Below are 13,920 nucleotides of genomic sequence, written 5' to 3'. Positions count from 1 at the left end.
GTGGAACTCCTGGACGTGAAGACGGGTCAGGAGCAAATGCAAGAAACGGGGAACGGCATATATCCAGCGCCACTCTGTTCCCCGAATGCAGGAAGGGAAATGCCGCGGGGTGAGTGCCCGCGCAGGTGCAACGCTTGCTTCGAGTCGCGCATGCCTGTCCCTTCCACTTCTTGTTCTCTTCACCGACGATTGCCGGCGCCCATCATCACACGGAAGGCATCCTCAGCGATATTGATTTATCAGGCCGGAATAGCCGTCCAGCAAAGGCCGCGGTTTGACGCCGGAACACGCGGCTTGATCGAATGAGCCATGACTTCGTCGTACATCGACCTACGCTCGGACACCGTCACCAAGCCTGATGCGGAGATGCGGAAGGCGATGGCTGACGCCGAGGTCGGTGACGACGTCCTCGATCACGACCCGACCATGGCGGCGCTCGAGGAAGAGGTCGCACATACTCTGGGCTTTCCGGCGGCCTTGTGGGTACCGAGCGGATCGATGGGCAACCTGATTGCGCTGATGCTGCACCTTCGCCGCGGCGATCAGTTCCTCGCACCGGATCACTCTCACGTCTTGGGGTCAGAGTTGGGCACCGCTGCTTGGCTCGCACAGGGAATGCCGATGGCGCTGCCGCACGACGGCGGACCCGGACGTCCCAGTCCCGAGACCGTCGTGAAGGCGGCGGGCTCCCCCGGCCCGTACTTCACGTTGAACACCACGCTGCTCTGTCTCGAGAACACCCACAATTTCGCCGGCGGCGCCGTCATGAATCCGACGGAGTGGACGAAACTGGTCGACGCGGCGAGATTACGCGGCTTGAAGATTCATCTCGACGGCGCCCGCCTCTGGAATGCCGCTGCTGCACTCGATGTTTCGCCCACCGAACTGACTTCCGGCGCCGATACCGTCCAGGTGTGCCTGAGCAAGGGACTCGGTGCGCCGGTCGGCTCGATTCTGGCCGCATCACCTGAATTGATCACCGAAGCCCGAAGGATCCGCAAGATGCTCGGCGGCGGCGTTCGTCAGGGCGGGGTGCTTGCCGCAGCCGGCATCGTCGCGCTTCGCTCACAAGCTCGCCTGTCCGACGATCACGACAATGCGCAACGCCTGGCATCGGGCCTTCGTGAACGCGGTTGGGCTGTCGACGAACCCGCAACCAACATCGTTCTCGCCGCCACAGCCGATCCGTCGGCCACCGTTGCTCAGCTCGCCGCTGTCGACGTCGGTGCAGTCACCGTCGCCGGGAAGGTTCGGTTCGTGACACATCGAGACGTGAGCACTGCCGACATCGACGAAGTTCTGTCCCGACTAGCCGCCTGAGCTACACCATCAGCGGTTGAACCTCCTGCGCGACAAGGCGAATGAACTCGCGAACGTCCGGCTCGTCAACGGTCGGTTGGAGTACCACGGTGGTTGCACCCGCGTCCACCCATCGCACTGCTGCGGCCGCAACGTCGGCCGCGGTCCCCACGGCAATCGCTTCCTCCGGCGACTCGCACCCTGACGCTGCGGCCTCGGCAAGGGCGCGCTCACGACCGCTGGAACCAAATGCACAGATGACGTAAACGACCACCTCGAGATCCTGCGCTCCGATATGAGCGATCGCCCGGCGAACACCTTCCGGGGTCGTCCCACCCGAGAGCACGGTGCCCTGCGCCAACTCACCACTGAGCGCCAAAGTCTTTGGCCCCGTGGCACCGACGAGCAACTGCGGCACCTTCTCGGGCGGCCACGCCAGCTTGACGTCCGTGAGATTCACGTATCGACCGGATACCGTCACCGACTCACCGCGCAGTAATCGCTCGAGTGCTCCGAACTGCTCCCGGAGGAGGGTCAACGGCGATTCGACCTTGGCGCCGATCTGCCGCATCCAACTCTGAACGCCGTGACCGAAGCCAACACGCAGTCGATCCGGATGAACTCTGGCCAGCGCCGAAATCTCCATCGCCGTGATCGCGGTGTTGCGCATCGGCGTCGGCAGCACACCGATCGCCACTCCCAGGCGCGTGGTTTCGGCCAATACAGTTGCAGCAGTGGCTATTCCTCCACCGAAGAAGCAGTCCTCCCACAGCCAGACCTCGTCGATACCGACTTCGTCGGCATACCCCGCATGCCGAACCAGATCTTCCGGGGATTGCTCCGGACGCAGGACCACGGCAATCCGTGCGGCGCTCATGCCGTCACCAGAAACGCAGCGATCTCGTCAGCTGTTCGGCGACCCTGTTCGCGTCCGAGTTCAGCTGCCGGGCGCCTTGTCGCCGGCGAGAGGGAGTTGGTTCCGATCGCTTCCACGACGGCGTCGTCGGCGAAGATCGCCAGTACCCGTGACTGCGTCATCGCGTCGATTTCCTCTCGTAGGCTGCCGCCCAGCAGATTCGGGGCGGGATCGGCAGCAGGTGAAAGAACCACGACCACATCGCAGTCGGCAGCCAAATGAACATTCGAGCCACTTGCCATTCCGCCGTCCATGTACCGGTCGCCCTCGATCATGACTACCGGCCACACCCCTGGTACGGCGCAACTTGCTCCGACTGCGTCGATCAGTTCTACGCCGTCAGCACTGCCGAACACCCTCAACTCACCGGTTTGTGCGTTGATCGCCGGGATGCGCAACTCCCGCTCGGGCCACAACCGATTGGGCAGCCTTGCCTCGATGACCGCACGACGCACGGCGGGTTCGACGGTGTCGGCGGCCATCGCTGCCTCGCCGAGCGCACGAAGTTGTTCGGACCGATCCGCGGAGCCCGCGATCGCGTCGACGAACATCTGACCGAGGACCTCGACATCTACCTCCGGATCGATCTCACCGGTCGCAGCGGCCGTTTGTGCGTCGAAAAGCTCCTGAAGTGTCGCGCCGCCCGCAATCTGAGCAGTCACGGTGGAACCTGCAGAAGTGCCGATCAATACGTCCGCTGCCAGCAGCGCTGCGGCAGCGTCCGGCGATTTGTCCTGAACGCCCAACAGAAAACCGGTTTCCCAGGCGATCCCCGCAACACCGCCACCGGCAAGTACCAACCCCAATTTCACGCCGTCCACCTCTCGTCGATCACGATCCGTGCCCGAACTCGACGTTAGACCTACTCTGAAGTGATGTTCATGCGCAGCGCAAAGACATTTGTTCCCGACGCACTCCGCGGGTTGATCGCATCCACCGACGACATCGCGTGGAACCCCGATCCCGGATACCTCACTCGTGCACAGCCCCTTCCGCGCGGGCGAGTCGCGCTCGTCTCCGGCGGCGGCTCGGGTCACGAACCCATGCACGCCGGATTCATCGGCGAAGGAATGCTCACGGCCGTCTGTCCCGGGTTGATCTTCAGCTCACCCAACGCACTGCAGATCCATGAAGGATCCAAAGCTGCCGACGCCGGTGGCGGCGTCCTGCACATCGTGAAGAACTACACCGGCGACGTGATGAATTTCGGTATCGCACGGGAACTACTCCGCGAGGACAAGATCGACACGGACGTCGTCTTGGTCGACGACGACGTCGCGACCGAACGCGCAGACGGTCGCGGCCCGGGGCGACGCGGCACTGCGGCAACGATCGTGGTGGAGAAGGTCTGCGGCGCGTCGGCCGCCCGCGGTGACGACCTGGCCGAGGTGACCCGGATCGGACAACACGTCGCGCACTCGGCTCGCAGCATGGCCGTCGCTCTTCGCCCATGCACCTTGCCGGGGGCTGACGAGCCGTCGTTCGACCTACCGGACGGGCAGATGGAACTTGGTATCGGAATCCACGGCGAACGCGGCACAGAACGCGTGGACGCCCTGCCCGCACCGGAATTGGTGCGACGGCTGACGGATCCGATCATCGAGTCCCTGAGTCTCGCCGAAGGTGATCACGTCATTGCGGTCGTCAACGGGCTGGGAGCCACCCACCCAATGGAGCTGCAACTACTGTTCGCCGAACTCGGAGATTATCTGGCCGACCAGGGAATTCACATCGAGCGGACGCTGATCGGAACGTTCGTCACTGCATTGAACATGGCCGGAGCATCCATCACCCTTGTTCGCACAAACAAAGAAATCCTCGAATTATGGGACGCGCCAACAAAAGCGCCCGCCTGGCCGAATGCTATGGCACGTGAGTACAGCGGCATGGGCAAGCGTGAGTCATTCGGTCCCACATTCACACCCGACACCTCACGCACTGCCGAAAGCAGCTTCGTCGGCGGCTGGATTGCGGACTGGGCCGCGAAGGTACTGGAGCAGGAACCTGCCCTGACCGATCTCGACCGACGAGCAGGAGACGGCGACTTCGGGACCAACATGGTGGCCGCACTGGATCAGCTCGACATCTCGGCGATCCGTGACACCTATTCCACTGCAACGATATTCGATGCAGTCTCCCAGGCGTACCTCGGTCACGCCGGCGGTACGTCCGGCGCGTTGTTCGGCATCTGGTTCCGGCATTTCTTCCGCGTCGCCGCAGAATCAGCGGACTCCGAACTCGACCTCGGTGCGATCGCGACTGCAGCACGGGCGGGGCTCGACAACATCACCTCACTCGGCGGCGCACGCGTCGGCGACAAGACGATGGTCGACGCGATAGTTCCGGCGGTCGAGTCGTTGGAGCAATCCGTGAACTCGGGAGCCGATCGGGACGCCGCTCTGGCCAGCGCAGCGGCAGCGGCGGCGGCCGGCGCGGAGTCGACCGAAACCATGCTCGCGAACCGCGGACGTGCAAGTTATGTGGGCGAAGCCGCTCGCGGAGTGGTCGATCCGGGAGCGCTACTCATAGCGTGGTTCTTCGCTAGTGCAGTGGGTCACTAGCGAGCACTTCGCAGCTGTGACTAATCTGGCAGCCACAGCACATCGTTTGTGAGGGCCCGTGGGCAAAAGCACCGGTCTCACACACCACACAGGAGCAGCCCATGCTGAGCACCATGCAAGACGCCCCCCTCTCCATTGCTCAACTTCTCCGCCACGGTGCCTCCGTTCACGGCGCTTCCGAGGTTGTCACGTGGACCGAGTCCGGCCCGCGCCGTGTGTCATACGCAGACGTCGGCAAGCGCTGCGCACAGCTTGCGCACGCCCTGCGCGGACTCGGTGTCGAGGGTGACGAGCGAGTCGCCACGTTCATGTGGAACAACTCCGAGCACCTCGAGGCGTACCTGACGATCCCCTCGATGGGTGCTGTGCTCCACACGCTGAACATTCGCCTGTTCCCCGAGCAGTTGATCCACGTCGCCAATCACGCCGAGGACCGCGTGATCATCGTCGATCCGTCCCTGATTCCGCTTCTCTCTCCGCAGCTTCCGTCGCTGACAACCGTCAAGCACATCATCGTCACCGGTTCCTCCACTGCGGGACTCGAAGCTCCCGAGGGCGTGCAGGTTCACACATACGAGGGCTTGATCGCCGATCAGCCAACCGAGTTCGACTGGCCCGAGGTCGACGAACTCAGCGCTGCCGCAATGTGTTACACGTCCGGCACCACGGGCGACCCCAAGGGCGTCGTCTACTCCCACCGTTCGATCTACCTGCACTCCATGCAGGTCTGCATGAGCGACGGCCCCAACCTCGCGCAGGGCGATCGTGCACTCGCCGTAGTGCCTCAGTTCCACGCCATGTCGTGGGGACTTCCCTACGCCGCGTTCATGATCGGCGCCTCGCTGATCATGCCCGATCGCTTCCTCCAGCCTGCTCCGTTGGCTGCGATCATCGCCAGCGAGAAGCCGACGTTCGCCGCGGCCGTACCCACCATCTGGCAGGGCCTGCACCTCTACCTCGAGCAGAACCCACAGGACATCTCCTCGATGCGTGAGGTTCTGATCGGCGGCTCCGCGGTACCGCCCGCCCTCATGCACGCATTCGAAGCCGACCACAACGTCTCCGTCCTGCACGCCTGGGGCATGACCGAAACCTCCCCACTCGGATCCGTTGCCCGCCCGCCGGCCGGTGTCACCGGCGACGCGATGTGGAAGTACCGCTACTCTCAGGGCCGCTTCCCGGCATCCGTCGAGGCACGTCTCATCGACGATGACGGCAAAGTTGTTGCACACGACGGCGTTTCCGTCGGCGAGCTCGAAGTGCGCGGCCCCTGGATCACCGGGTCGTACTACGGCGTCGATGCGGAAGACAAGTTCAACGACGGCTGGCTCAAGACCGGTGACGTCGGATCCATCACGGCCGACGGCTTCCTGAGCCTGTCCGACCGCTCCAAGGACATCATCAAGTCCGGCGGCGAATGGATCTCATCGGTCGACCTCGAGAATGCCGTCATGGGTCACCCCGACGTCACCGAAGCTGCCGTCATCGGCGTGCCGGACGAGAAGTGGGACGAGCGCCCGTTGGTCGCGGTTGTTCTGCGCGCCGGTTCCGAGACCACGATGTCCGAACTCCAGCAATATCTTTCGGACAAGGTCGCCAAGTGGCAGCTCCCCGAGAACTGGGCTGTGGTTCAGGAAGTTCCGAAGACGAGCGTCGGCAAGTTCGACAAGAAGCGCCTGAGGGCCGACTACCACGAAGGCGGACTCGAAGTCACTCGCCTCTGACACGGAGTGAATGCTGAAGCATGAATACTGAAGGTGGGCAACAGGTTTTCACTCTGTTGCCCACCTTCGTTTAACGAGCAATGCACTTTACGGACGATAACCGACCGTGTGAAAAGCGATGTCGACGTACTTCTGCGCCAATTGCGTCGGCGACATCGGCCCGCCGGTCTGGAACCAACGCGGCAGTGACTGCGCCATACCGAGTATGGCCCGGACGGTCTCTTCGGTGTCGGTGACCGCGAAATCTCCCGATGCCACACCGTCGTCGACGATCCTGCGCATGAGCAACTCGAGCCGCTTACGACTGGCGGCGTATCGACTTCGGCTTTCCGGTGAGACATGCCGAATCTCGGTGTCCAACGCAGCATGCCGCGACCGGTGGGTCATGTAGAGAACAATCGCCTCCACCACCAAGGCGAAGCGTCGTACCGGATCTTCGCCGGCTTCCACCTCTGCCGCTTCGGTTCTGGTATTCAGCTCACTCATCGAGATCTCGAACAGAGCGACGAGGACTGCCTCTTTGTTCGCGTGGTGATAGTAGAGCGCGGGAACGGTTACCCCGACACGGTTGGCAATCTGCCGCACCGTCGTGCCGTGGTAACCGTTCTCGTCGAACAGCTCGAGCGAAGCCATCAGGATGTCGGTCATCACCAGCGGCGGGAAAGTCCTCCAGTCCACTGCCACCGAATTCACCGGCTCCACCTCGCGAGTCATGAATAGCCGAAATTACCGCGGTGCCATACGGATTGCACCGTCGAGGCGGATCGTCTCACCGTTGAGCATAGGGTTGGAGACGATATGCGCAGCAAGCGCGCCGTACTCGCTGGGATCGCCCAGGCGAGAGGGGTGAGGCACCTGCTGACCCAGCGACGCCTGAGCGGCTTCAGGCAGTCCGGCCAGCAACGGGGTCTTGAACAGGCCGGGAGCGATGGTGTTGACGCGGATCAGCAGCGACGCGAGGTCACGGGCGATGGGGAGCGTCATACCGACGACGCCACCCTTCGACGCGGAGTACGCAGCCTGCCCGATCTGACCGTCATAGGCTGCGACGGAGGCGGTGTTGATGATGACGCCGCGTTCACCGTCGATGGGTTCGGTCTTCGAAATACGTTCCGCAGCAAGACGAAGAACGTTGAAGGTGCCGATCAGGTTGACGTCGATGACCTTCTTGAATGCGTCGAGCGGGAAAGCACCCTTCTTGCTGACCGTCTTGACTGCGTTGCCGATTCCGGCGCAGTTGACTGCCACGCGCAGGGGTCCGAGGGACTCGGCCACGTCGAGTGCCGCGGTGACCGCAGCCTCGTCGGTGACGTCTGCAGCCGCGAAGCGGACCCGGTCGCCAAGTTCCTTGGCGATGGCTTCACCGTTGGACGACGGAAGGTCGATGATGACGACGCTGGCACCGTCGGCAAGAAGGGCTTTGGTCGTAGCTAGGCCGAGGCCGGATGCTCCACCGGTGACGACGGCGACGCTGTCGTTGACGATCATGAGAGTTCCTTTCGAAAGGTTATGTGTTTCAGATGCGTTCGATGATGGTGGCGTTGGCCATGCCGGCGCCCTCGCACATGGTCTGCAATCCGTAGCGTCCGCCGGTGGCCTCGAGGTGGTTGACCATCGTGGTCAACAGTCGAGTACCCGAGGACCCCAGGGCATGGCCGAGTGCAATCGCGCCGCCCCACGGGTTGAGCTTTGCCGGATCGGCGCCGAACTCGTGAGCCCAGGCGAGTGGAACGGGAGCGAAGGCTTCGTTGACCTCGTAGGTGTCGATGTCGTCGATGCTCAAACCCGCGCGAGCGAGCACCTTGTGGGTGGCTGGGATGGGTGCGGTGAGCATGAAGATCGGGTCGTCGCCCGCAACGGAGAAGGAATGGAAACGAGCTCGCGGGGTCAGCCCCAGCTTCGACGCCATTTCTTCGCTCATGATCAGTGCTGCGGACGCGCCATCGGTGAGCGGCGACGAGTTACCGGGAGTGATCGACCACTGCGCTTCGGGGAAGCGCTGCGCGTACTTCTCCGAGTAGAACGACGGCTTCAAGCCGGCGAGTCCCTCGGCGGTAGTAGACGCGCGAACCGTCTCGTCGACGGTATGCGAGACGGTCTCACCGGCGGCGTTGGTCACCGAGATCGGCAGAATCTCCTTGTCGAAGAGCCCCTGCGCCGCAGCCTCTGCTGCCCGCTGGTGGGACTGCGCAGCGAATGCGTCGAGAGCCTCGCGGTCAAGCTTCCACTTCGCGGTGATCAACTCCGCGGAGATGCCCTGATTGACCAGGCCTTCGGGGTAGCGAGCCGCGATGCCCGGACCGGAAGCATCCTTCCCCATCGTCGCGGTACCCATCGGGACACGACTCATGGATTCGACGCCTGCCGCGATAACGATGTCGTAGGCCCCGGCGATCACGCCTTGAGCCGCAAAGTGCGCAGCTTGCTGACTTGATCCGCACTGGCGATCGATCGTGGTGGCGGGTACCGACTCGGGGAACCCTGCCGACAGGACCGCGCTGCGGGTGATGTTGAGCGCCTGCTCACCGGCCTGGCCGACGCAACCGCCGATCACGTCGTCCACCAGGGCGGGGTCGAGGCCGTTTCGATCGACGATGGAACGTAGAACGTGCGCCATCAGTTCGACAGGGTGCGTCCCGGACAGTGCTCCGCCCGGCTTTCCCTTGCCAGACGCGATCCGGACTACATCGACGATCACTGCCTTGGTCATCTTCGTTCCCTTCGAGGACGTGCATTGCTGGGGCGGTCCGGCACCCGAGTTCGTGGCACCGGATGCCGAACCGAGATCGTGAGAGCACCCTGACTTAGCGCTCGCTAAACAATTACCACCGAGTCGGACCGTCCGTCAAGAGAGGGCTACCGAACTCGAAGCCGATGTGGGCAGATGAAAAGTTGGGCGATCAGGAACCCCTGACCCACGCCCTTCATTAGTACTTTCGAATGATAGGTTTTCAATCTTCGCCCGAAATGTCCGGAATCGGATAACCTTCCGCCACAAGCAATCCAAGCCACAGGGGATTCGGGGCGTGGCACCAATCGATGACAAACCGCAGGGGGACTGACCCGGAGGTAGAGCGTGGACCTGCGATACGTTGCATTCACACGTGCCGACTCGCATTTCTACGACCGAATCAGAACGGCCACTCGACCTGACGCACCGACTGACCAGCACTTTAAGCCTGCAAAGTCGGTGGACTGGTCACTCTGGCGACGCGGTCCCCAAAGCGGACCGTGGAACTACTTCCAACCGCCTGACAGCGTGCTGCCAGAACAGGGATGGAAGATTCACTGCTCCGCTACCCAAGCCAACGCGCAGGAGCTGCTCGATACCGTCTCCGAGTATTGCGGCCACAATCTGGTGCCTTTCAAATTTCTTCGGACGGCAGCAGACCTCATGTTCTCCAACAGCAAGCAGGCCAATCGAACATCCAGCGGAAAATTCATCACGATCTATCCGGCGGATAGCGTTGCCACACAACGTGTCATCACCGAACTGGACGAGCTTGTCACGGCTGCCGACGGGCCATACATCCTCAGCGATGTGCGATGGAACCGGGGACCACTCTACTTACGGTACGGCGCGTACCTGCCCATGCACACCAACGATTCATTCGGCGATCGCGTCCCGGCAATACGGCGCCCTGACGGATCGCTCGAACCCGATCTGCGCGGCACTTCCTTCAGAACTCCAGACTGGGTACAAATCCCGGACTTCGTTCGCGCGCAGCAAGACAAGCTGAAATCACGCGACGCCTTCCCCTATTCGATCACTGAAGCCCTGCACTTCAGCAACAGCGGGGGGATCTACTCCGCGCTGGACGACGCCGGCATCAATCTGGTCATCAAAGAGGGTCGACCCTTCACCGCCCCGGACGCCAACGGCCGGTACGCAATCGACCGCATCCGCAACGAGTACGACACGCTGACTCACCTTGCCGACAACCCGTACTCACCTTCCGCGCTCAACTTGTTCGAGCGCGAAGGACACCACTTTCTTGTCACCGAGCGCGCTCCCGGCGCTCCCCTGAATCAGGAGATTGCGGTCCGCTATCCGCTGATACGTGCGGATCAGACACTCAGCTCCCGAACGGAATACAGAACCTGGGCGCTCGGTATTGCACAACAGCTGACTACCGCAGTCGAGAGCTTCCACCACGCCGGAATCGTTCATGCCGATCTTCACCCCGGCAACGTGATGTGCTCACCGTCGGGTATTCGGATCATCGATTTCGAGATGGCCCACAGCATCGACGAGCAACCGCCCCGGTCCACCGGGGCTCCCGGGTACACCGCACCGCAACAGTTGACAGGAATCGAGGCAGATCGATACTCCTTGGGATGCATCGAGCTGGGACTCTTTGTCCCACTTACTACATTGCTCCCCCTCGATCGCAACAAGATTCCCGAACTCATCGACTACGCGGTGTCTCGATTCGATCTTCCTCGTGCCTTCTGCGCCTCGCTCTATTCGATGCTCGACGCACAGCCGCCGGAACCGGCGGATCACCCGCATCGTTGGGACACGTCGTCGAGGGAAACCTTGCAACGTATGGACGCTCGATTGCGCTGCGGCATCCTCACCACACTTGATCTCTCCCGCGCTGATCGACTCTTTCCCGGTGACATCGCCCAGTTCGAAGTGAACGGTTACGGCATTGCTCACGGCTCGTGCGGAAACCTACTCGCCGATGATCTTCCCACCGACACCTTGGAGACAGTTCTGGAATGGACTGAACATCAAGTTGATTCGGATACGCAACCACGGTTCGGTTTCTTCGACGGGCTCGCAGGTGCGGTGCATACCTTTCGGCAGCTAGGACGACACTCGACTGCCGACAGATGGGTCGAGACTTTGCGTGGAGTCCCACTCGACGATCTCGACTCCAGCCTCTTCGGCGGCCTTTCCGGAATCGGGTGCCTTCTACTCGAGGAATCGGAGTCATGTCCGGCGGCATCGTCAACTCTCGCTCTCGTCACCGAAACTCTGCGGGATCGCCTTCCGGCTGCTCGCGCACACGTCCGCTTCACCGACGGAACATCTTGGGCGACAACGGGTCGCGGAGGCTTGATGAGAGGGCCGAGCGGGCAAGCGCTGTTCTGGACTCGCCACTACGAACGGACCGGTGATCCTCGATCGCTGGAACACGCGCGACAGCTTGTCGACATCGACCTGTCCGTGATGCAGATGTGCCCTGACGGTTCGATGCAGCTGAGAGAGGAGCGCCGGACAATGCCGTACCTCGGATCGGGATCCGTCGGCGTGGGCCTGGTACTTCTTCAACTTGTTCGACATGTCGACGAGCCGCGCTACGCGTCTGCGCTACTTGCCATATCCCGCGCTGCCGCCGTCGAATTCACTGCCCAAGCCGGACTACTCAACGGGCGAGCCGGGCTGATTCTCTTTCTCGGCGAACTCTCCAAGAGTCCATATGCCGGCGCCGATTGTGAGCAGACGCTTGCCCAGCAGTTCCAGCTTCTGGGCTTACACAGCCTCAATCACGCAGGAGGACTGCACTTTCCAGGTGAACAGAACCTGAGACTCTCGACAGACTGGGCAACCGGATCTGCAGGAATACTGGCGTCGCTCCGACATACCGGATCGGCAACTGCCCGACAGTCGTTTCCACTGATGTGCGCGTCGAACTGCCACATCGCCTAATTGTTCGGAAGTTATCACCCACGGCAGATTGGAGCACAGAAGTACCAGGCGAAAAACCTGGAATGAAATCAACACCGCAAGCAAACTCGATCGATCAAATCCATCGGCAAGAACGCCGATCAACAAAGGAAATGACAATGGACGCTATTCTCTCCCTTCAAGATCTGTCAGTCGCCGCCGGCAACGTCGGAGACGCAGGCCAGCTCGAGCAGAACGCGGCAATCAGTTCGCTCAGTTTCTTCTGCCTCTGACCTCAGGCCGATACCTCGGAGAAGGTCCGGGGTATCGGCTTTCGGAATCCGTGCGGATCACCAGACGAACAGTATTGTTTCATCATGAGACGCATCCGCACTTCACCGAGCTGTATTTGCCGATGATGTGCGCGACCTGGCGGCAATGCCGAGGGCAGATCGGGCGGCCAGCGGCGGTGATATTCCTCCTGATCCTGACAGCCGCGTTTTCAGGTTGGTTCGTTCAGCGTTCGGCGAGAGTTGGGACTTCGGGGACATCTGCTCACGCTGGTACGACGGAGGTGGCAGTTGCCGCACCGACACCGCCTTGACCTTCACGACGCTTTTCGTACTCCTACTTCCCTTCGCCTCCGGAATGCTGGTCGGGTGGTTTGAGTTTCAATAGCTGTCAACGACAAGATGAGGGAATCGGTACCATCCGCCCCCGATGTCTTCCAACTGGAGCTGATTGAAGGTCTTGTCGGACACGCCATCGGGTGCGTACACCCAGCCGGGATTGTCCAAGATATCCAATCCGTCTCGTGCGTCAAAGAAATAGACGTGGCCTTCACTGCTGACGTTGGCGTAGGAGATATCGAATCTGCCGATTCGTAGATCACGATGATACCCATCGGAATAGGGATCGTCAGGTTCTTGAAGTAGTTGCTGTGCAACGGTTTCGAAGTCTGCCCGATACTGATCGAAATGTGGCTGCCCCGCGGCCGCGATCCCGAGTGCGATCACCACGAGAACCGGAACAGCGACATCGGACCACAACCATCGGCGTCGCTGCCACCAGCACACTCCGAGCAGCACGATTGCAACACTCGCCGTGAGGACCCAGAGAACGACCGCACCGGCGATCGAGAGTGCACTATCCGCAGGTTCGGGCCAGGTGAGATGGCATTTCGCTGCGACATACATCGCCGACGCCGACGCTGCGATAAGTGCGTTTACCAAAGCAACCCAACGAAGTGCACCGGACCTTCTCGTTGCCTGCGAGTTCGACACTGCCTGATCCATTCGATGAGAATAGCGAGCTGTTTGTCGCGGACTAGCAGTAACCACTTCCCCGATCTCACGATCGATTGTTTCTCGGCACGGAGAAAGTGTCCACGGTGCTATCTTTGCTGACTATGGGAGGCAGGGCTGCGAGGATGGCCGATTTTAACTACCGATGTCAGGAGAGTTCGGCGACTCCCAAAGTCGACAGGTCAATTTTGAGCACGGCTGGATTCGGTGGATCGCAGCAACCAATACCATCGTCACCTCGTGATGACGTGACTGTTGCGGGCGAGTCGTGAAGATTCGATTATTACGAGCAAGCCAAGCGTCTTTAGCAATATCGCTGATCGCACTAACCTTGGTCTATTTGTTGGACGCATTTTCTTTGCGCCTCCAACATCAGCCCAGCTGGTGCATTGATCACTATGGAATCCCATCACGATTCAATTATCTCCTTCCCGACCGGGCGGAGAGGGTAGCGGCAGGAATTACAGACTTCTGGGGATGGTTCCCTCCAGGCATAAGC

The 13,920-nt window shown here is 61.4% G+C and carries 10 protein-coding genes; 4 read left to right on the top strand and 6 right to left on the bottom strand.

From position 1 onward, the window contains the following. The first annotated feature begins 309 nt into the window (after window positions 1–309). Window positions 310–1,320 (top strand): GntG family PLP-dependent aldolase, encoded by a 1,011-nt coding sequence (locus tag CPI83_RS02115; RefSeq protein WP_092765529.1) that lies wholly within the window; start codon window positions 310–312, stop codon window positions 1,318–1,320. A gap of 1 nt (window position 1,321) precedes the next feature. Here CPI83_RS02115 and CPI83_RS02110 read toward each other — a convergent pair whose 3' ends face one another. Both CPI83_RS02110 and CPI83_RS02105 read right to left on the bottom strand, forming a co-directional pair. Next, window positions 1,322–2,176, bottom strand: a complete 855-nt coding sequence (locus CPI83_RS02110) for an LLM class flavin-dependent oxidoreductase (protein ID WP_020971177.1) — start codon at window positions 2,174–2,176, stop codon at window positions 1,322–1,324. After that, a complete protein-coding gene (locus CPI83_RS02105) occupies window positions 2,173–3,036 on the bottom strand; it encodes a patatin-like phospholipase family protein (RefSeq protein WP_042953212.1) in 864 nt (287 codons plus the stop codon). Before CPI83_RS02105 ends, CPI83_RS02110 begins: the two co-directional genes overlap by 4 nt. Window positions 3,037–3,090: 54 nt before the next feature. Here CPI83_RS02105 and CPI83_RS02100 point away from each other — a divergent pair, with 54 nt between their 5' ends. After that, entirely contained in the window at window positions 3,091–4,776 is a 1,686-nt protein-coding gene (locus tag CPI83_RS02100) for a dihydroxyacetone kinase family protein (RefSeq protein ID WP_198586332.1), read from the top strand. 101 nt (window positions 4,777–4,877) lie between these two features. After that, window positions 4,878–6,500 (top strand): long-chain fatty acid--CoA ligase, encoded by a 1,623-nt coding sequence (locus CPI83_RS02095; RefSeq protein WP_019745828.1) that lies wholly within the window; start codon window positions 4,878–4,880, stop codon window positions 6,498–6,500. A gap of 87 nt (window positions 6,501–6,587) precedes the next feature. On the opposite strand, the gene CPI83_RS02090 is transcribed toward CPI83_RS02095, so the two are convergent. The 3 genes from CPI83_RS02090 to CPI83_RS02080 are packed head-to-tail and all read right to left on the bottom strand — an operon-like array spanning window position 6,588 to window position 9,210. Next, on the bottom strand, window positions 6,588–7,214 hold the full coding sequence (locus CPI83_RS02090) for a TetR/AcrR family transcriptional regulator (protein ID WP_047888253.1): 627 nt from the start codon (window positions 7,212–7,214) through the stop codon (window positions 6,588–6,590). Between the two features lie 12 nt (window positions 7,215–7,226). Then, window positions 7,227–7,988 (bottom strand): 3-hydroxyacyl-CoA dehydrogenase, encoded by a 762-nt coding sequence (locus tag CPI83_RS02085; RefSeq protein WP_003942978.1) that lies wholly within the window; start codon window positions 7,986–7,988, stop codon window positions 7,227–7,229. A gap of 28 nt (window positions 7,989–8,016) precedes the next feature. Beyond that, entirely contained in the window at window positions 8,017–9,210 is a 1,194-nt protein-coding gene (locus CPI83_RS02080; protein WP_046379506.1) for an acetyl-CoA C-acyltransferase, read from the bottom strand. Between the two features lie 366 nt (window positions 9,211–9,576). Here CPI83_RS02080 and lanKC point away from each other — a divergent pair, with 366 nt between their 5' ends. Continuing rightward, a complete protein-coding gene (gene lanKC / locus CPI83_RS02075; RefSeq protein ID WP_092765527.1) occupies window positions 9,577–12,159 on the top strand; it encodes a class III lanthionine synthetase LanKC in 2,583 nt (860 codons plus the stop codon). A gap of 629 nt (window positions 12,160–12,788) precedes the next feature. Here the strand turns inward: lanKC and CPI83_RS02065 are convergent. Beyond that, the gene (locus CPI83_RS02065; protein WP_092765526.1) at window positions 12,789–13,412 is read right to left on the bottom strand and encodes a hypothetical protein; all 624 of its coding nucleotides are present in this window, start codon (window positions 13,410–13,412) and stop codon (window positions 12,789–12,791) included. Between the last annotated feature and the right edge of the window lie 508 nt (window positions 13,413–13,920).

Source organism: Rhodococcus sp. H-CA8f (genome assembly GCF_002501585.1).
Lineage (GTDB): Bacteria > Actinomycetota > Actinomycetes > Mycobacteriales > Mycobacteriaceae > Rhodococcus_F > Rhodococcus_F erythropolis.
The sequence above is the reverse complement of the archived record's forward strand: the minus strand, read 5'-3'. Positions and strand labels throughout refer to the sequence as shown.

Coding starts and splice junctions, on each gene's coding strand:
- CPI83_RS02115 (WP_092765529.1), top strand. CDS start 310: ATGACTTCGTCGTACATCGACCTACGCTCGGACACCGTCACCAAGCCT.
- CPI83_RS02110 (WP_020971177.1), bottom strand. CDS start 2,176: ATGAGCGCCGCACGGATTGCCGTGGTCCTGCGTCCGGAGCAATCCCCG.
- CPI83_RS02100 (WP_198586332.1), top strand. CDS start 3,091: ATGTTCATGCGCAGCGCAAAGACATTTGTTCCCGACGCACTCCGCGGG.
- CPI83_RS02095 (WP_019745828.1), top strand. CDS start 4,878: ATGCTGAGCACCATGCAAGACGCCCCCCTCTCCATTGCTCAACTTCTC.
- CPI83_RS02090 (WP_047888253.1), bottom strand. CDS start 7,214: ATGACTCGCGAGGTGGAGCCGGTGAATTCGGTGGCAGTGGACTGGAGG.
- CPI83_RS02085 (WP_003942978.1), bottom strand. CDS start 7,988: ATGATCGTCAACGACAGCGTCGCCGTCGTCACCGGTGGAGCATCCGGC.
- CPI83_RS02080 (WP_046379506.1), bottom strand. CDS start 9,210: ATGACCAAGGCAGTGATCGTCGATGTAGTCCGGATCGCGTCTGGCAAG.
- CPI83_RS02065 (WP_092765526.1), bottom strand. CDS start 13,412: ATGGATCAGGCAGTGTCGAACTCGCAGGCAACGAGAAGGTCCGGTGCA.